The 17,047-nt window shown below is 70.1% G+C and carries 17 protein-coding genes, 1 tRNA gene and 1 pseudogene; 9 read left to right on the top strand and 10 right to left on the bottom strand.

From position 1 onward, the window contains the following. Window positions 1-40: 40 nt before the first annotated feature. Window positions 41-1,495, bottom strand: a complete 1,455-nt coding sequence (locus OVA26_RS15465; protein ID WP_268104745.1) for an amino acid permease — start codon at window positions 1,493-1,495, stop codon at window positions 41-43. A gap of 127 nt (window positions 1,496-1,622) precedes the next feature. Here OVA26_RS15465 and OVA26_RS15470 point away from each other — a divergent pair, with 127 nt between their 5' ends. Continuing rightward, entirely contained in the window at window positions 1,623-2,825 is a 1,203-nt protein-coding gene (locus OVA26_RS15470) for a trans-sulfuration enzyme family protein (RefSeq protein ID WP_268104746.1), read from the top strand. 7 nt (window positions 2,826-2,832) lie between these two features. Here the strand turns inward: OVA26_RS15470 and OVA26_RS15475 are convergent, their stop codons facing one another. Beyond that, the gene (locus tag OVA26_RS15475; RefSeq protein ID WP_268104747.1) at window positions 2,833-3,642 is read right to left on the bottom strand and encodes a Cof-type HAD-IIB family hydrolase; all 810 of its coding nucleotides are present in this window, start codon (window positions 3,640-3,642) and stop codon (window positions 2,833-2,835) included. A gap of 173 nt (window positions 3,643-3,815) precedes the next feature. After that, window positions 3,816-5,201, bottom strand: a complete 1,386-nt coding sequence (locus tag OVA26_RS15480) for an HNH endonuclease signature motif containing protein (RefSeq protein ID WP_268104748.1) — start codon at window positions 5,199-5,201, stop codon at window positions 3,816-3,818. A gap of 317 nt (window positions 5,202-5,518) precedes the next feature. Between OVA26_RS15480 and OVA26_RS15485 the strand changes: the two genes are divergently transcribed. Continuing rightward, window positions 5,519-6,139 carry a histidine phosphatase family protein gene (locus OVA26_RS15485; protein WP_268104749.1) on the top strand — a complete coding sequence of 207 codons (621 nt, stop codon included), beginning with the start codon at window positions 5,519-5,521 and terminating at the stop codon, window positions 6,137-6,139. Window positions 6,140-6,180: 41 nt separating this feature from the next. Here the strand turns inward: OVA26_RS15485 and OVA26_RS15490 are convergent, their stop codons facing one another. Together OVA26_RS15490 and OVA26_RS15495 are read right to left on the bottom strand one after the other, a co-directional pair. Next, complete coding sequence (locus OVA26_RS15490; RefSeq protein ID WP_268104750.1) at window positions 6,181-6,810, bottom strand: helix-turn-helix domain-containing protein; 630 nt, start codon at window positions 6,808-6,810, stop codon at window positions 6,181-6,183. A 167-nt stretch (window positions 6,811-6,977) separates the two neighbouring features. Continuing rightward, window positions 6,978-7,634: a hypothetical protein gene (locus tag OVA26_RS15495; RefSeq protein WP_268104751.1), complete on the bottom strand. Its 657-nt coding sequence runs from the start codon at window positions 7,632-7,634 to the stop codon at window positions 6,978-6,980. A gap of 193 nt (window positions 7,635-7,827) precedes the next feature. Here OVA26_RS15495 and OVA26_RS15500 point away from each other — a divergent pair, with 193 nt between their 5' ends. Together OVA26_RS15500 and OVA26_RS15505 are read left to right on the top strand one after the other, a co-directional pair. Further along, complete coding sequence (locus OVA26_RS15500; protein WP_268104752.1) at window positions 7,828-8,298, top strand: hypothetical protein; 471 nt, start codon at window positions 7,828-7,830, stop codon at window positions 8,296-8,298. Window positions 8,299-8,533: 235 nt separating this feature from the next. Next, a complete protein-coding gene (locus OVA26_RS15505) occupies window positions 8,534-8,965 on the top strand; it encodes a MarR family winged helix-turn-helix transcriptional regulator (protein WP_268104753.1) in 432 nt (143 codons plus the stop codon). A gap of 13 nt (window positions 8,966-8,978) precedes the next feature. Here the strand turns inward: OVA26_RS15505 and OVA26_RS15510 are convergent. After that, a pseudogene (locus tag OVA26_RS15510) lies at window positions 8,979-10,475 on the bottom strand (L-serine ammonia-lyase, iron-sulfur-dependent, subunit alpha). 151 nt (window positions 10,476-10,626) lie between these two features. On the opposite strand from OVA26_RS15510, the gene OVA26_RS15520 reads away from it, so the two are divergent. Continuing rightward, a tRNA-Arg gene (locus tag OVA26_RS15520) sits at window positions 10,627-10,699 on the top strand. A 108-nt stretch (window positions 10,700-10,807) separates the two neighbouring features. Here OVA26_RS15520 and OVA26_RS15525 read toward each other — a convergent pair. Beyond that, window positions 10,808-11,440 (bottom strand): asparagine synthase, encoded by a 633-nt coding sequence (locus OVA26_RS15525; protein WP_268104754.1) that lies wholly within the window; start codon window positions 11,438-11,440, stop codon window positions 10,808-10,810. Window positions 11,441-11,483: 43 nt separating this feature from the next. Beyond that, window positions 11,484-11,912 carry a YdeI/OmpD-associated family protein gene (locus tag OVA26_RS15530; protein WP_268104755.1) on the bottom strand — a complete coding sequence of 143 codons (429 nt, stop codon included), beginning with the start codon at window positions 11,910-11,912 and terminating at the stop codon, window positions 11,484-11,486. A 252-nt stretch (window positions 11,913-12,164) separates the two neighbouring features. Here OVA26_RS15530 and OVA26_RS15535 point away from each other — a divergent pair, with 252 nt between their 5' ends. The 4 genes from OVA26_RS15535 (at window position 12,165) to OVA26_RS15550 (ending at window position 14,641) form a co-directional block, all read left to right on the top strand. Beyond that, on the top strand, window positions 12,165-12,575 hold the full coding sequence (locus OVA26_RS15535; protein WP_056224073.1) for a DUF4383 domain-containing protein: 411 nt from the start codon (window positions 12,165-12,167) through the stop codon (window positions 12,573-12,575). A 2-nt stretch (window positions 12,576-12,577) separates the two neighbouring features. Further along, the gene (locus tag OVA26_RS15540) at window positions 12,578-13,108 is read left to right on the top strand and encodes a hypothetical protein (RefSeq protein WP_268104756.1); all 531 of its coding nucleotides are present in this window, start codon (window positions 12,578-12,580) and stop codon (window positions 13,106-13,108) included. A gap of 136 nt (window positions 13,109-13,244) precedes the next feature. Further along, window positions 13,245-14,087, top strand: coding sequence for an oxygenase MpaB family protein (locus tag OVA26_RS15545; RefSeq protein ID WP_442786077.1), 843 nt, complete (start codon window positions 13,245-13,247; stop codon window positions 14,085-14,087). After that, window positions 14,084-14,641, top strand: coding sequence for a J-domain-containing protein (locus tag OVA26_RS15550; protein WP_268104759.1), 558 nt, complete (start codon window positions 14,084-14,086; stop codon window positions 14,639-14,641). The genes OVA26_RS15545 and OVA26_RS15550 overlap by 4 nt, the downstream gene beginning before the upstream one ends. A gap of 24 nt (window positions 14,642-14,665) precedes the next feature. Here OVA26_RS15550 and OVA26_RS15555 read toward each other — a convergent pair whose 3' ends face one another. Together OVA26_RS15555 and OVA26_RS15560 are read right to left on the bottom strand one after the other, a co-directional pair. Beyond that, window positions 14,666-15,499 carry an HpcH/HpaI aldolase/citrate lyase family protein gene (locus OVA26_RS15555; protein ID WP_268104760.1) on the bottom strand — a complete coding sequence of 278 codons (834 nt, stop codon included), beginning with the start codon at window positions 15,497-15,499 and terminating at the stop codon, window positions 14,666-14,668. Then, window positions 15,496-16,950, bottom strand: a complete 1,455-nt coding sequence (locus OVA26_RS15560; RefSeq protein ID WP_268104761.1) for a cation:dicarboxylate symporter family transporter — start codon at window positions 16,948-16,950, stop codon at window positions 15,496-15,498. The genes OVA26_RS15555 and OVA26_RS15560 overlap by 4 nt, the downstream gene beginning before the upstream one ends. Between the last annotated feature and the right edge of the window lie 97 nt (window positions 16,951-17,047).

The following is a 17,047-nucleotide window of genomic DNA, read 5'->3' on the forward strand; positions in this document are numbered from 1 at the left end:
GAGCGGCGGCGGGCTGGACGCGGTGTACACACCGCACGGTTCAGGCGACCGGCGCCTCTTCATCGCGGCGCTCGGGAACCGTACCCTTACGGCCGTAGCGCAGCCAGAAGAACAGGTAGCAGAGCCCCACGAACGGGATGCCGAAGTACAGGGCGGCGACCTGGTTCGGGTCGAACGCGATCGCCACGATCGACGCGGTCAACAGCACGAAGGCGAGAATCGGCACGAGCGGGTACATCGGCGTGCGGTAGGCGAGGGTCGAGAGGTCTCCTCCCTCGCGCAGGAACTGGCGCCGGTGGAAGAACTGCGCGGCGACGATCGCCATCCACACCGCCACCGCCGCGAAGCCGGCGATCGACACGAGCACGATGTACACCGTCTCGGCGGCGACGACGCTGGTGATCAGCGAGACGAGGCCGATCGCGAGGCTCACCAGCAACGCCACCATCGGGATGCCGCGGCGCGTGAGCTTCGTGAAAGCGCGCGGCGCGTACCCCTCCTCGGCGAGGGAGAAGAGCATGCGCGCGCAGGAGTACAGGCCGCTGTTGCCCACCGAGAGCAGGGCCGTGATGACGACGAAGTTCATGATGTCGGCGGCGTAGGGCACCCCGACGATGTCGAAGACCTCGACGAAGGGGCTCTCGCTGACGCCGGCCTCGTCGTACGGCAGGAGCGCGGCGATCACGACGATCGAGCCGACGAAGAGCACGAGCAGACGCAGCACCGTCGAGCGCAGCGCGCGGGGGATGTTGCGAGCGGGGTCCTTCGTCTCACCGGCGGCGACACCGACGATCTCCGCACCGCTGAAGGCGTAGAACACGGCGAGCGAGGTGATGAGCACTCCGCCGAGACCCGCGGGCAGAAGCCCCTCGGGCGTGACGAAGTTGCTCAGCAGCACCGCCTCGTGCGGCTCGGACGAGAGCGGGGTGAAGCCGAAGATCGCCATGCCGCCCAGCACGATGAGGGCGACGATCGCGAGCACCTTGATGAGGGCGAACCAGAACTCGGTCTCACCGAACACGCGCGCCGAGATGGCGTTGAGGGTGAACAGCACCGCGGCGAAGACCACGCACCACACCCACACGTCGACGTTCGGGAACCACCTCTGCATGAGGATCCCGGATGCCGTGAACTCCGACCCCAGCGCGACGACCCAGCACAGCCAGTACAGCCACGCCGTGGCGAAGCCCGTCGCCGGCCCCATCGTGCGCGCGGCGTAGATGTGGATCGAGCCCGAGACGGGGTAGGTCACCGCGAGCTCGCCGAGGCACACCATCACGAGCCACACGACGAAAGCGCCGAGCAGGTACGCGAGCACGGCCCCGAGCGGACCCGCCTGGGCGATCGTGTAGCCCGAGCTCAGGAAGAGACCCGACCCGATGACGCCACCGAGGGCGATCATCACGAGGTGGCGCGCGTCCATCGCGCGGCGGAGCTGCCTCTTCGGCTCGCCCGACTCGGCGCGGTCGACGGCGGGACCCGAGGGTCGGTTCATGAGGGTTCTCGCATTCGTCCTCGAGGGCCGCGCGTTCGGGCGACCGCACGTCAGAGTAGTTGATGACCGCTGGCTACGCTGAATGGAGCGCACCGAGTCCAGCCGGTGCCGGAGGAAGGACGGCGAGATGGCAGAGCGCCCCGACCGCACCGACAGCGACACCCTCGCCGAGGCGAGCCTCGCCGTCCACGCGGGCAAACAGCTCGACAGCACGCGCGCCCTGCGTACCCCGCTGGTCATGTCGAACTCGTACGAGCTGCCCGCGGACCCGAGCGAGATCAGCTGGTCGGCCACCGCGCCCGGGCTCTACACCCGCAACACCGGCGTCAATCAGCTCGCCCTCGAGCGGAAGCTCGCCGCCCTCGAGGGCGGAGAAGAGGCCGTCGCCCTCGCCTCCGGGGTCGCCGCCCTCCACGCGGTGTTCTTCACGCACGTGAGCACAGGCGACCACGTCGTGGTGAGCGACGTCGTCTACGAGGCCACCTGGCGACTCTGGAGCGAGCTGCTCCCCCGCCGCTACGGCATCCATGCCACCTTCGTCGACATCTCGGATCCGGATGCCGTCCGCGCGGCGATGCGGCCCGAGACGAAGCTCGTGTGCGTCGAGGCGATCGCGAACCCGACCACCAAGGTCACGGACGTCGCCGCGATCGCGGACATCGCGCACGCGGCCGGAGCGCTGCTGATGGTGGACTCCACCTTCACCCCGCCTCCGTTCTACCGACCGCTCGCCGACGGTGCCGATCTGGTCGTGCACTCGCTGACGAAGTACATCAACGGTCACGGCGATGCGATGGGCGGGGCGGTGATCGGGCGGTCGGAGCTGATCGAGCCGATCAAGGCCGACGCGATGGTCGACGTCGGCGGCGTCATCTCGCCCTTCAACGCCTGGATGATCGAACGTGGATCCGTGACGCTCCCCCTGCGCCTGCGCCAGCACCTGTCATCGGCGGAGCGGATCGCCGCGTTCCTCGAGGCCGACCCCCGGGTGGCGTTCGTCGCCTACCCGGGCCTGCCCTCGCACCCGGGCCACGAGATCGCGCGGCGCCAGTTCGGCGAGCGGGGATACGGCGGCATGATGGCGTTCGCCGTCGACGGCGGACCCGACGCGCAGAACCGCATGGTCGGTCAGCTCCGCCTCGTGACCTCGGGGTTCTCTCTCGGTCACGACGACAGCCTCATCGTGCACACCGCCGCGGACGGACCGCGGACGGTGACGTATCCGGAGGAGTTCCGACGCTACGGGCACCTGCGGTTGTCGGTGGGTCTGGAGGATCCCGACGACCTGATCGCCGATCTCGCGGCGGCGCTGGACGCGCCGGGCGTCTGAGCTCGCCCTACGACTCGGGGAACAGTTCGCGGATGGTCGTGACGACGCCGTGGTCGAGATTCGAGGGAGCGCGGTAGCGCGCGCGAGCGACGACCTCGGGGTGGGCCTCGCGCATCGCGTACGACCAGTCGGCGGCATCCAGCATCTCGAGGTCGTTGAGGTAGTCGCCGAAGGCGGCCGTCTGCGCGGGCGCGACGTCGAGCGCCTCTTGCAGCCGCGCGAGGGCCGCGCCCTTGTCGACGTGGAGGTTCATGATGTCGACCCAGTGACGCCCCGACACCACGACACGGTGTGTTTCGGCGATCTCGTCGAGCGCGCGACCGACGCTGTGCTCGGCGACGGCGAAGTCGTAGATCGCGATCTTCAGGACGTCGTCGTCGACCTCGAGGATGTCGTCGACCGCCTCGAGCGCCGCGTAGTACGTGTCGGCTTCGGCGCGGAAGGCGTCGTCGGTGCGCTCGATGTAGGCCGAACGCTTTCCGCACAGCACGACCCCCAGGTCGTATCCCCGCTCACCGAGATCGCGGAGGTGACGGACGACCCGCTCGACGACCTCGCGATCGATCGCGTCGGACGAGACCTCGACGCCCGCGCTGACGACGTACGCGCCGTTCTCGGCGATGAAGGTCATCTCGCCCGCGGCTTCACCGAACGATCGCTGCAGCGTGGCGAGCTGCCGACCCGAGGCGGGGACGAAGGCCACTCCGCGCTCCGCCAGCCGGGGCAGAAGGCTCCAGAGCGGGTCGGGGATGTTGCCCTCGCCGTCGAGGAGGGTGCCGTCCATGTCGACGGCGATGAGGCGGATGTCGTGAGGCACCGCCCCATCCTCGCAGGCGGGCGGCGGCTCGCGAATCGGTGGGCCAGCGGGTGACCCACAACATCCGGCGTGAGACGTTCGCGTGGACGAGCGCGCTGGCCCGCGACGACGCGGACGAGCGCGCAGGCCCCGTCCGACCCGGCCGCGAGTGGAGGCCCGGGATCGCGAGGCCCTCAGAACGGGGCCGCCTCGTCGTCGGGCGGCGACGGATCATCGGGCAGGAAGCGCACGGCGGGAGCGTAGGGCAGCGGCTCGTCCGCGTAGACACGACCGGACGGAGACGTCCATTCCAGGATGCCGCCGGCTCTCTGCCTCACCTTCCACCGGGTGAACTGTTTCTGCGAGTGGTGCCGCTGGCACAGGTGGGCGAGATTGTCGACGCGAGTCGCGCCACCCAAGGCCCAGTCGACCGTGTGATCGACCTCGCACCGGACGGCGGGGACAGCACACCCGGGCCACCGACAACGCCGGTCGCGGGCGCGGAGATGCCGGTCGATGGCGGAGGACCGCTGATACGTGTCGGTGAACAGCACGGCCCCCGTCACGGGATGGGTGACCACGCGATCCCAGGGGACGGTCGTGGATTCCGCGATGCCACGAGCGGTCTCGGCGTCGATGGGACCGTGCCCGACGAGTTCCGCAGGGTCGAGGTTCTCGTCGCCGGGCCGCAGCATAGCCAGGGCGGGCACGACGACCTGCACACGAGCACGGATCGCCCCGAGCACGCCGGGACCGTCACCGGATCGGGTCGGATCGGCGACGGGAGCCGCCGCCAGAAGAAGGTCCGCCAGGATGTCGGCGCGCAACTGGTCGGTCGTGCGTTCGTCGGCGGCGGATGCCGTCGCTCCCTGGCCCTGAACAGGTTCGGCGGTCGTGCGGTCCACCTGCGGGTCCGGCCCGCCGACGGTCCGCGCATCGATCACCGCGCGGCTCTGCAGCGTCAGCCGGTCGTAGATGCCCACCGCGAGCACCGTGGGAAGAGTCGCGACGAGGTCGGACATGCCGTCCACGCCCGGCACGACCCGGACGCACCGCGTCTCACGGCCCCGCCGGTGCCTCTCGGTCAGCGTCGTCGGGTGCAGCTTCTCGGCGAGCGCGGCCAACCGCGAACGCAGCCGCCCCGGGCTGAGCTGGGCGGCCAACCCGGCGGCGAGGGGGCCGAACTCCGGACGCCGATCCTCGGGCAGGGCGGCCCCGGCATCCAGCACGATCCGCACGTGGGCTCGAGTGAGAGCGCCCGCCTCCCAGGCGTCGACGACAGCGGGGTAGTCGTCGACGAGTTGCAGCGCCCGACCGATGTGCGTCTGCACGGTGCGGTCGGAGAGGTGCGCCACCGCGGCCACCTCGGTCGCGATCTCTCGCATCGCCATGTCGGACGCGCGCACGGACGCCCTGTGCTCCGCGGCGCGCGTCAGGCCGTACTGGCCGAGAGCGGCGTAGGCCCGCGTGCGCCGGGCCTCGGCCGCGGCGAGCGCGGCGTCGGCGGCGAGGGCCTCGGCCACCAGCGCCTCGCGCACGCTCGACCCCGCGGAGTCAGCGGGTGGCGTCGGCGAGAACATGTGTGCATGCTAGCGACGACCTCCGACATTCACGGGTCGTCGAGCGGGCCGCGGGGGAGAGATCGCGAAACACAGAGAGTGGGGAGAAGCCCCCTCCGCCACCCGGAATCTATGAAACAGAAAAGAACGCCCCGACCCCTCTTCCACTCCGTTATCTCACCGTTATAGAGTGCAAGCACGGTAGTTGTTTTGCTGTGGCAGCTACCGACATGTGATTGCAGGACACTCTGGTGCAGGAAAGGGCCGGTCGGGATTTCCCGACCGGCCCTTCGTCCGTTTCGGAATGCGAGACCACGGCGACGCGGGAGGATGAGACGGTGAAAGACGAAGAGTTGACCGAACCCGACGGGCGCATCGTGCTCGTGAGGCACGGCGAGACCGAATGGAGTCGGACCGGCAAGCACACCGGGCTCACCGACATCCCGCTGACCGAGACCGGTGCGTACAAGGCCGAGCTCGCCGGGACTCTTCTCGCCACGCGTCGGTACGACCTCGTGCTCACCAGCCCCCTCCAGCGGGCGGTCGAAACCGCCGAGCGCGCGGGCTACGGCGACGCGCAGCACGAGCCGCGCCTGGTCGAGTGGGACTACGGCGCCTACGAGGGTCTGACGACCCCCGAGATCATCGAGCAACTCGGCCGACCGTGGACGATCTGGCAGGCCGGAGCCCCCGCGGGGGCCACCCCCGGAGAGACCGTGGAGCAGGTCACCGAGCGCGCACAGTCCCTGCTCGCCGAGCTCCGGCCACGCGTGCGCGCCGGTCAGCAGGTTCTGCTCTTCTCGCACTCCCACTTCCTCCGCGCTCTCGCGGGCACCTGGCTCGGTCTCACGGCGGCTGGCGGACGATACTTCGTCCTCGGCACTTCGGCCGTCAGCGAGCTCGGCTTCGAGCACGGCTCCGAGGTCATCACGCAGTGGAACCACGTGCGCGGACGCTGATCCCCCACCCCTCGCGCATCGCGCGACGACGTGATGCGGAATCAGTGCGGAAGAGGCACGAACTCCTGCGCGGCGGCTCGCTGCACCTCGTCCTCGGCGTCGAGGAATCCGAACGAGCGCAGCAGGGGTACCCAGAGCGATGTGAGGCGCGACGCCAGCGCGGCGTCGTCGACGTCCCCGGTCTCGTAGACGCCGAAGGTCGCCCCCAGGAGCAGCTCGGGGGCGAACGAGGGGACCTCGGCGACCCCGTGCGCGGTGGCGGCGGCGTCGAGTTCGGCGGCGATGATGCCGTACCAATCGAATCCGTCGGGCACCTCGACCCCCTGTTTGCGCAGTTCATGAAGGAGCCGCGTGGCGCCGGCCGCGACCGGGCACGAACGGGCATCCAGGGATGCCGCCAACAGGAGCGCAGCAAGACGCTCGAGGCCGTGGGGCTGCGGTAGTCCCCCCTCGATCTCGCGCCACCGCGCCTGCTGCGATTCGATGACCGCGACGGCCAGCGCCGTCTTGGAGGCGAACTGGTGGTACCCGATGGCGGACTTGGGGCGGCCCATCGCCTCGGCCACGCGCGCGAACGACGCTCCCTCGTAACCGCGTATCGCGAACTGCTCACCGGCCGCCTCGATGATCGCGCGCCGCGCCTCGGCCATGCCCTGCTGACGCCTGTTCACCTACTACCCCACCCCTCATTCGCACCGGAGAGGCGACGAGGTCGCAACGCGCGGTGAGTCCACCAGACGATCGTAGGGCGATGCTGCGACTCGGGGCGCGGGAACGGCCCTCCGGAGGGGGGATCCGGAGAGCCGCTCGCCCTCGCGCCGTCACGCGAGGAGTCAGGTCACGCGCAGTGAGACTTCCACACCTCGGGGAAGTCGAAGTAGTACCCCTGCCCGCATCCTCCGTCCTTGATGAACTCCGCCGCTCCCGCGACCACCAGACCGAGGGCGGCGCACGACAGCTTCGACAGGTCGAGGGTGATGCAGACCGCTGCGAGATAGGCGCCGGCGCCGACCGTCACGATGGTCTTCACCACCACGCCCGAGATGTAGTACTCGTGGTTGCGGAAGAAGTTCCACCAGTGGTCCGCCTGAGCGGGGTCGGGAACCGAACTCTGCTGCGCCGCGCTGGCCCGCAGGCCGTCTGCCACCTGGCGCACGGACGCGTCATGCGCGGCCAGGTCGGCGGCTTTCGCGGAGGACTCGGGCGAGAGGTCGACCCACGGGTCGAGGTGCACGCCCGAGACGTTCAGGCCCGAGGCGGCGACCTGCTGGATGGTCGAGGACGACAAACGACCGGAGTCGATGTCGGCGGCCACCGTCCCGCGGTCGATCGAGGCGACGACGCGGTCCTGAGCCGTGGGGGTGTGCGCGGAAGCGGGGGTGCCGGGCACGCCGAAGGCGATGAACACCGCGGCGACCGCGGCGACGGACAGCAGGAGAAGCGCACGACCGCGGGTGAGGGCGTGCGAGGGGTGGGGGATGTGGGAGATGTGCATGGTGAACCCTTCGGGAGGACTCGGGGCGGCTTTCGTCCCGCCGTCGATCATCCGAGCCTCGACGGCGTCGCTCCACCGCAGTCGCATGACGGGTCGGAACCCGTCAGACGATCGTCTGGTGAACACTCGTCGAGCGGGCTGGCGGGCTCCGGACCTCTTCGCTAGACATTCGTCTGACAAGGAGGTTCACCCCATGATCCAATCCCCCCACCCGATCCGCGCGCTCGTTATCGCGGCGGCGACCGTCGCCGCCCTGGCCCTCGGCGCCGTACCCGCGAACGCCGCCAGCGACGGCATCCCGCCCTCTCCCCCGCCGACCGTCGACACGTCGGATCTCGCCGCACATCATCAGGTCACCGTTCGCCTGTCGACGCTCATGCATCGCCGCGGCGACGTGGTCACGTCTGTGCTCATCCAGGGGCCCGACCCCTCCACCGGACGACCGGGCTGGTCACAGTGCCACGATCTTCCGCAGTCCGGCCTGCCCATCTGGACCGATCTCGATGTCCGTCTCGCCTACCCGGCGGTCTACGCGATCTCGTCCTACAGCGACTTCGCGTGCTCGAACGGGTACGACTATCGCTGGTCGACGGGGACGATCGACACCCGTTTCACCCACTGGATCGTCTACACGTTCCGCAGCCCCAAGATCTCTCTGCGGTGACGCGGCGAACCCTCGGAAAATCGATCACGAAAATATAACGGCGAGCTCTTCCCCTCCGTTACCTCACCGTTATAGAGTGCTCGCACGGTAGTTGTTTTGCTGTGGCAGCTACCGACATGTGATTGCAGGACACTCTTGGTGCAGGGACAAGGGCCGGTCGGAAGCCTCTCCGACCGGCCCTTACTCTTGCCCAGGGGTGCGGCACACCCGTCCCCCTCGGCCCTACGCTGAACCTATGACCGATCGCCGTCTCGCCGTGCAGGCCTGGGAGAGCCTCTTCCGCGCCCAGCACGAGGTCTTCGAAGACATCCGGTCGGATTTCGACAGCACCGAGCTGACCCAGGCGGAGTACGACGTGCTGCTCACCGTCACGCGCGGCCCGCGCATGACGGCCCGCCTGCGCGACGTCACGGGCAACATGCTCATCAGCCAGCCGAGCGTGTCGCGCCTGGTCGAGCGCATGGTGTCACGGGGCCTGCTGACCAAGTGCGCCGACCCCGAAGACGGCCGCGGCTCTCTCGTCACGGCCACCGAGAACGGCGCTGTGACGTTCCGCCGTATCGCCGCCGCGCACGGCCGGTCGATCGCCGAGCGCATGGCCCGGCTCGACGACGACGAGCTCGCTCAGCTGCACTCCCTCACCGCGAAGCTGCGCGCGCAGGACTGATCGTCGGGTGCCCTCAGCACTCGATGACGTTCACCGCGAGACCGCCCTCGCTGGTCTCCTTGTACTTCGTCGACATGTCGATCCCCGTCTGACGCATCGTCTCGACGACGGCGTCCAGCGAGACGTAGTGGGAACCGTCGCCGCGCAGGGCGAGTCGGGCCGCCGTCACCGCGGTCGACGCCGCGATCGCGTTCCGCTCGATGCAGGGGATCTGCACGAGCCCACCGACGGGGTCGCACGTGAGACCGAGGTGGTGTTCCATGGCGATCTCGGCGGCGTTCTCGATCTGCCGATTGGTCCCACCCATGACCGCGGTCAGACCGCCGGCGGCCATCGCGCACGCGGACCCCACCTCTGCCTGGCAGCCGCCCTCGGCGCCCGAGATCGACGCATTCGCTTTGAAGAGCGAGCCGAGAGCCGTCGCGGTGAGGAGGAACCGGCGGATGCCGCGTCGGCGGTTCGCCTCGGCCACGTCGCCGTCGTCCCACTGCGCAACCTCGCCGCGCGTCACCGCGTGACCGTCGTAGCCGAGCAGGGCGCTTCCGACGAGCTCGCCGTAGGGCGTGACGGCGTTGCCGGCTCCGAGACCCGAGTCAGCCAGGAAGCGCCACCAGTACATGGCGACCGCGGGGAGGATCCCCGCGGCACCGTTCGTGGGGGCGGTGACGACACGACCGCCGGCGGCATTCTCCTCGTTGACGGCGAGCGCGAACGCCCCGAGCCACTCCCCCGGGAGCTCGCGGTGCCCCTCGGCTTCGATGGCGTCCAGCTGCCCTCGGATGACCGCGGCCCGTCGCTTCACCTTCAGGATGCCGGGCAGCACGCCGTCGTTCTCGAGTCCGGCGTTCACGCACGCCGCCATGGCATCCCAGATGCGATCCAAGCCCGCCGCGATCTCTTCGTCGGAGCGCAGGGCCGCCTCGTTCAGCCGTGCGGCCTCGGCGATCGTGATGCCGCGCTCGTCGCACAGCTCGATCAGGGTCGCCGCGTCATCGAAGTCGAGAGGAACCGGCGCCGCCGCCACGCGCGCGGGCTCTCCTTCTCGCCGGATGAATCCCCCGCCGATCGAATAGAACGTGTCCTCCGCGATCACGGACCCCTCGCTGTCGCGCGCGACGAGCGTCATCGCGTTCGGGTGGCCGGGCAGGCGCGTGCGCGGCTCGAGCGCGATGTCGGCCTTCGCGAACGGGATCTCGTGTCAACCCGCGAGAGCGAGGCTCCGCCCCTCGGGCCAGTCGGACCACGCCCGCCGCACGGCATCCGGATCCACGGTCTCGGGGTCGAGGCCCTGCAGGCCCGCCACGACCGCGTCGGGGGTGCCGTGGCCGATGCCGGTCGCTCCGAGGGAGCCGTACAGGGCGCACGAAACGGATGCCACCCGCTCGAGGACACCGTCGTCCTCGAGTCGCGCGACGAACTGGAGGGCGGCCTTCATGGGGCCGACGGTGTGGGAGCTCGAGGGTCCGATCCCGATGGAGAACAGCTCGAACGCGGAGGTGTATGCGCTCATCCCGCCAGCGTACGTCCCCACCCCGGCGCGACACCCTCCCGTCACCGACGCGCCACGCCCGGGATGCACGCCGTTCCGAGCCGATTAGACGTCTCCCATCGTCCCGGCTATGCTGGACCACGGCCTGCGCGCCGTTTCGCGCGGAGGCCCTGCGCCCGTAGCTCAATGGATAGAGCATCTGACTACGGATCAGAAGGTTAGGGGTTCGAGTCCCTTCGGGCGCACACTGTGTTGAGACAGTACGAAAAGCCCCGGCGTGAGGAAACTCCGCCGGGGCTTTTTCTCTGCCCGGATGCCGGTGGGAGAGTACGACGAACTGGCCCAGCGACGGGTCAGCGCGCGGCGGACTTCTTCTTCTTGCCGCTCTTGCCCGCATCCGGTGCGTCGCTCGGCTCCTCCGCTTCGTCGGCGGCGGCCCGTTCCTTCGCCCGACGCTTCGCCTGCGAGGCGAGGCGGGCCAGATCGACCATGCGCAGGGCGTCCATCCGCGCCTTGCGCATCTGGGCGTACTCGGGATCGGCATCCGCCGTCATTCCCTCGACGTCGAGTCGTTGGCTGAGGTTCGCCTCGACATCGCCCCACGCGGCGATCCGCGCATCGCCGACCAGCACCTTGACCCGTTCGGGGTCGTCGGCGAGCGCGCGCAGTTCCTTCGCGACGCCGCGGGACTGCTTCGCGCGACGGCGGAGGTTGCGCGTGTCGCGGTCACGGTAGTCGTGGGTGCCGGACGAATCCGAGAACCGCCCCCACGCGCGTTTACGCTGGTGGGTCACGCGCTCGGCGGCCTGGTCCTGCTCGTCGGCGAGGGAGCGCAGCGTCTCGCGCGCCAGCTCGGCGAAGACCTCGCCATCGAACTGGCCGCCGCGGGCGATCGTGTCGACGAGGATGCGGTTGCGCACGGCGAGCCGCGCCGCGGCTGTCGCGATCGACAGTCCCTCGGCGATGGCCTCTTTCGTGCGCCCCACGTGACCTCCCCGTCCAGGCTATCTCCCGGGGAGCGTCAATCGCTCAGGACAGCTTCGCGACGATCGCGTCGATACGGCGTGATCGAGTGTCGGTCGCCTTCGCCGCGTCGACGTTGGTCACGTGCGCCTTGCGCGCGCTCGGCGAGAGGGCGTCGAAGGCATCGCGCGCACCGGCCGCGGCGAGGGCTGCGGCAAGGTCCTCGGGCACCTCGACCGAGCGGGGCGCGGTGTCGAGGGTGAGGTCAACGGAGATGGCATCCCCTCCGGACAGACCGGTGCTCGCCCGTTTGTCGGACGAGAAGGGGATCAGCGACTTACCGCCCATCGAGCCGATCGTGCTGCGGTATGTGAAGCCGTTCACCTCGACGACCACCGCGGCGCGCTTTCCGCCCCCGAGGGCGTCGAGCACCTCGGCGGGGACCTCGATCCCGGTGTTGTTGCCCATCTGCGACAGGGTCGTATCGAAACGCATGGCGAGAGTGTGGCAGATGCGGGGATAGGTGAACAGCGCGGGAAATGCAATCCCCTCACACCCTCTGCCCGCGATCCGTATGGTCGGATCCGTTGCGGAGGGCCTCGGAGAGTACTCGGGGGCCTTCTGTCGTTTCCGGATGCATACCGGAGAAACACCGGCGGGCGCAAAGCCCAATCCGAATTGAGCATTGTCTCCGAAGATGTGGTGAAGCGACCGGACGGTCGCTGCCAACAATCTGGGAGGTTCATCATGAGCTCGTCACCCAACCGTCTCGTGGCCACCGTCTTCGGCGCTGTCTACCTTCTGGTCGGTCTGCTCGGCTTCGCCGTCACCGGCGGCGTCGGTTTCATCGCCACGCAGGGCGGTCTGCTCCTCGGCATCTTCGAGGTCAACCCGCTCCACAACATCGCGCACCTCCTGATCGGTGCCGCGCTGCTCGTCTCGGGTCTCGCCAACGCGCGTGCCGCCAAGGGCGTCAACACGACCGTCGGAGCCGTCTACCTGCTCCTCGGCATCGTGGGCTTCTTTCTCGTCGGCACGGGGGCCAACATCCTCGCGCTGAACACGCCCGACCACTTCCTGCACCTCGCCAGCGCCGTCGTGCTGCTGGGTGTCGGTCTCGGCACCGAGCGCAACGTGCCCCGCACCGCGGCGGTCTGACGATGACCGCCGCGACCTTCGTGCGGTCGTGGCCCTCCGTATCCGCCTGGGGGGCCGGCCTCACCACCGCCGCCCTCGGCGCGGGTGCGATCATCCGTCCCGATTCCGGGGCCGTCGCGAGCGGCCTCGGGATCGGGATGGTGATCCTCGGTCTCGCCTCACTCGCGTGGGGCGCGGCCACCCTGTCTACGGGACGACTCGTCGTTCCGCGGACGGCCCTCGCGGGAGCGCTCGGCGCCCTCGCCCTCACGGCAACCCTGATGTTCGCCGCGCCCGCTCACACGAGCGTCGTCGGCGTCGCCGCGGCATCCCTCCTGCTCGTCGTCGTGGGCGCCTCGGCGGCCCTGCACCTGCGCCGCACCGCCCGGGATGCGAGTGCGCCGCGCACCGCTCAACCGATGAGCGTCGTCGGCCTGCTGGTGGCGGCCGCCGTCATCGCCGTCGTGGTCACCCCCGCTCTGGGAGCGACGCAGAACGCCGTCCTCCTCCGCGACGACGGAACGGTCCCCGTCATCTCGCACGAGGGACACTGATCCCGCCAGCGGAGCCCGCCCGCTCGGACGGTGGCACGCTGGAGGGGTGACGATCGACGCTTCGAGACCCGTGCCCGGCTGGATCCAGTCGCTGCGCGGGAAGATCCTCGTCGCCCTGGCGGGAGATCCCACCGGCATGGCGCCCTACGTGCGCGCCATCGCCGACGGCGACGACACCGGATACTTCGTCGAGAACGGCCCCGCGTGGACCGTGCACGCTGGAATGGGGACCCTGGTAGCCGGCATCCGGGCCCTGCTCCTGCAGGCACTGCACCCCGGCGCCCTGGCGGGCGTGCACGACTGGTCGCGGTATCGCGAGGATCCGATCGGGCGCCTCACCGGAACCGTCCGGTGGGTCATCACCCTGACGTACGGATCGAAGACCCAGGCGGATGCCGAAACCGCGCGCGTCGGCCGATTCCACCGACGTGTGAAGGGCGAGTACCGGGCCGGCGACGGTTCGGAACGCGCCTACACCGCTGAGGCGGCGGATCTCGTGCGATGGGTGCACCTCGCCTTCACCGACGCGTTCTTGGCGGGGCACGAGGTGTCGCGCCTGCCCATCCCCGGCGGGCCCGACGCGTACGTCGCCGACTGGGCGACGGCCGGCCGCCTCATGCGGGTCGTGGATCCGCCCCTGACTCATGCCGCCCTGCGCGCCGAGATCGACGGCTTCGCCGACCGTGGCGAGTTGCGCGGCGACGAGCGCGTCGCCGACGTCGTGCGCTTCCTGCGCAAGCCGCCGTTCCCCGGCCTCATGGGCCTGTCGTACCGCGTGCTGTTCGCCGCGGCGGTGGCGACCATCCCCCGCCGGTATCGGAAGATGCTCGGCGTGCGGCGCTGGCCCCTCCCCGTCCTGACCCTGACGCGCGTGATCCTGCGGGTGACGGAACGGGCCCTCGGCTCCGGCCCGCGGGCCCAGGACATGGCGCGGCAGCGACTGGCGCGGTTGGAGCGTGAGGGGCGGGAGGCGGCGTGAGCGACGACGCCCGCCAGGCCGCCGAGCGCTACCGCCTGGACCGGCAGCTCCGCGACGCCGGCCTCGAGCCGGAGCCCGCCGAGGCCGAGGGTCCCGCGCGGGGCTCGACCGCCGCGGAGCGCGCCGCTTTCGTCGAGACCTCGATCCAGCAGGCCATCCGACGTGGCGAGTTCGACAACCTTCCGGGCGCGGGCAAGCCTCTCCCCGATCTGGGCGGCTCCCACGACCCGGACTGGTGGATCCGTCGCAAGATCGAGACCGAGCAACTGACCGGCCTGGGACCACCCGCTCTGACCCTGCGGGTCGAGCACGCCGAGATGGCCGAGCGGCTGGATGCCATCGCACACGAACCCGAGGTGCGTGAGGCGGTCGAAGACTTCAACCGCCGCGTGATCGAAGCGCGGCGGCAGCTCCAGGGCGGCCCGCCCGTCGTGACCCCGACGGTCGACGTGGATGCCCAGGTGGCGGCGTGGATCGAGCGGCGGAGGGCACGTCTGGAAGCGGCCGCGGTGGCCGCGCCGGCGCGGCGTCGGCGGTGGTTCCGGCGGGGCTGACCGCGGGAGTGTCCCGCATGTCCGTCAGAGAGCCGCGAGCGCCTCGGCGCGCTCGATGAGCGCCCGCGCCCGGGCCAACGTAGGGGCGTACGACCCGTCGACCGGCCCCTCGGGCGTCGTGGAGAGCAGCGCCCGGGCGGCGTCGACGTCGGCGGGAGCGGGGGTGAAACCCGCGTGAGCGCCGGGGACGGCAGCATCCCGAAGAGCGAGCGTGCCGGTGAATCCCATCGCGACCGCGTGCACCGCGGCATCCTTGGCCTGCTCGATCGGCCCGCACGGGCCGTCGATCGGCCCGGCGATCCCCGCCGCGGCCGACGCCACCACGAGTTGCGCCCGCGGCCACGACAACGCGATGCGGTCGGCCGCCATGCCCGTGTCGCGCCGGAAGTCGCCGGTTCCGAAGGCCAGGCGACGAGTCGCGGGGTGGGCGGCGATGGCGGGCGCGGCCAGGAGCGCCGCGGCCGACTCGACCATCGCGACGATCGAGGTGCCGGAGGGGAGGGATGCCGCGACATGGGCCACGTCGTCGGGACCGGCGCACATGGCCAGCACGACACCGGCGAGGCGATCGTCGAGCTCTCGGCCGAGGGCGAGGTCGGCCTCTCCGTCGCGGGTTCCCGCGGCGCTGATACGCATCCAAACCGGCTCCTCGGCTGCCGCGCGGCGCACCCGCTCGCGGCCCTCGTCCTTCCGACCGGCGGGGAGCCCGTCCTCGAGATCGAGCACGAGCACGTCGGCCGCGGTCTCGAGCCCGCCCGCCAGCGGCGAGCGCAGCATCCAGGTGCGCGCGAGGTCGACACGCGCCGGGGCGGGGGCGGCCGAAGCCGCCCCCGCCGGGGTGTGGTGCGTCAGAGTCACGAGCGACCCCGCGCCGCGGCCTCCGCCTCGGCCTGAGCACGGAAGGCGTCGAGCGACTGCGTATCGACGGTGGCCGCGGGGCCCGCGCCGACCTCGGCGGACGCCTGCTCCTTGGCATCCGCCGCCGGAGTCGCCGAGTGGTCGTGACCGGTGAGGATCGTCTCGTCGAACGGGATGTTGCCGGCGAGCACCTCGCGGACGCGCTGTCCGTCGTACTCCTTGGTCCAGACGCCGATGAGCATCGTGGCCACCGCGTTGCCGGTGAAGTTGGTGACGGCGCGGGCCTCGGACATGAAGCGGTCGATGCCGACGATGACGCCGACGCCGTCGACCAGGTCGGGGCGGTAGGCCGACAGACCACCGGCGAGGGTGGCGAGGCCGGCACCGGTGACACCGGCGGCACCCTTCGACGCGATGATCATGAAGATCATGAGGCCGATCTGCTCACCGATCGACATGGGCGAGCCCATCGCGGTGGCGATGAAGAGCGAAGCCATCGTCAGGTAGATCGCGGTGCCGTCGAGGTTGAACGAGTAGCCCGTCGGGACCGTGATGCCGACGACCGGCTTCGAGACACCCAGGTGCTCCATCTTGGCGATGAGGCGGGGAAGAGCGGCCTCGGACGACGAGGTGCCGACGATCAGCAGGTACTCGCGGCCCAGGTATTTCATCAGCGTGAAGATGTTGACGCGTGTCACGACGTACAGGAGCGTGCCGAGCACCACCGCGATGAAGAGGAAGCACGTGAGGTAGAAGGCGCCCATCAGGATGCCGAGGCTGATAACGGCCTGGAAACCGGTCTTGCCGACGACCGCGGCGATGGCACCGAAGGCACCGATCGGCGCGAGCCAGAGGATCATGCCGAGGATGCGGAAGACGAGCACCTGGAAGTTGCGGATGCCCTCGACCATGCGCGCCCCGCGCTCGCCCATGCCCTGCAGCGCGAAGCCGACGAGAAGGGCGATGAACAGCACCTGGAGGATGCTGCCACCGGTGAACGCCGAGAAGAACGTGGTGGGGATGATGCCCAGGATGAACTCCTGGGTCGAGGTCGCCTCGGCGGCGGGTGCGTCGTACTGAGCGCCGGCGATGTTCAGGCCCTCGCCCGGGTGGATGATGTTGCCGACGACGAGGCCGATGATCAGGGCGAACGACGACATGACCAGGAAGTAGACCATCGCCAGGCCACCGATCTTGCCGACCGTGGAGGCCTTCGCGATCGAGCCGATGCCCACGACGATCGTGCAGAAGATGACCGGGGCGATCATCATCTTGATGAGGCTGACGAAGCCCTTCCCGACCGGCTCGAGGGCCGTGGCGAACTGCGGGGCGACGAGGCCCACGATGACACCGGCGACGACCGCGACGATGACGGAGATGTAGAGCCAGTGATTGCGGTCGATCTTCTTGCGAGGCCGGCCGTCGCGTGTGGTGCGGAGTGAGAGTGCCATGAGCGACTTCCCCTTTTCTAACGCCTTCGTTGAGTCCGGCGGGGGCGCCGGTTGATGTCATGACTTTGATCGACGCGGGACGAGCGGGCGATTTGTG

Origin of the sequence: Microbacterium sp. SL62 (assembly GCF_026672635.1) — a bacterium.
Classification (GTDB): Bacteria; Actinomycetota; Actinomycetes; order Actinomycetales; family Microbacteriaceae; genus Microbacterium; species Microbacterium testaceum_A.

Excerpts from the sequence above, each read along its gene's own strand:
- OVA26_RS15465 (WP_268104745.1), bottom strand. The coding sequence starts at position 1,495 with ATGAACCGACCCTCGGGTCCCGCCGTCGACCGCGCCGAGTCGGGCGAG.
- OVA26_RS15470 (WP_268104746.1), top strand. The coding sequence starts at position 1,623 with ATGGCAGAGCGCCCCGACCGCACCGACAGCGACACCCTCGCCGAGGCG.
- OVA26_RS15480 (WP_268104748.1), bottom strand. The coding sequence starts at position 5,201 with ATGTTCTCGCCGACGCCACCCGCTGACTCCGCGGGGTCGAGCGTGCGC.
- OVA26_RS15495 (WP_268104751.1), bottom strand. The coding sequence starts at position 7,634 with ATGCACATCTCCCACATCCCCCACCCCTCGCACGCCCTCACCCGCGGT.
- OVA26_RS15500 (WP_268104752.1), top strand. The coding sequence starts at position 7,828 with ATGATCCAATCCCCCCACCCGATCCGCGCGCTCGTTATCGCGGCGGCG.
- OVA26_RS15505 (WP_268104753.1), top strand. The coding sequence starts at position 8,534 with ATGACCGATCGCCGTCTCGCCGTGCAGGCCTGGGAGAGCCTCTTCCGC.
- OVA26_RS15530 (WP_268104755.1), bottom strand. The coding sequence starts at position 11,912 with ATGCGTTTCGATACGACCCTGTCGCAGATGGGCAACAACACCGGGATC.
- OVA26_RS15535 (WP_056224073.1), top strand. The coding sequence starts at position 12,165 with ATGAGCTCGTCACCCAACCGTCTCGTGGCCACCGTCTTCGGCGCTGTC.
- OVA26_RS15540 (WP_268104756.1), top strand. The coding sequence starts at position 12,578 with ATGACCGCCGCGACCTTCGTGCGGTCGTGGCCCTCCGTATCCGCCTGG.
- OVA26_RS15545 (WP_442786077.1), top strand. The coding sequence starts at position 13,245 with ATGGCGCCCTACGTGCGCGCCATCGCCGACGGCGACGACACCGGATAC.
- OVA26_RS15560 (WP_268104761.1), bottom strand. The coding sequence starts at position 16,950 with ATGGCACTCTCACTCCGCACCACACGCGACGGCCGGCCTCGCAAGAAG.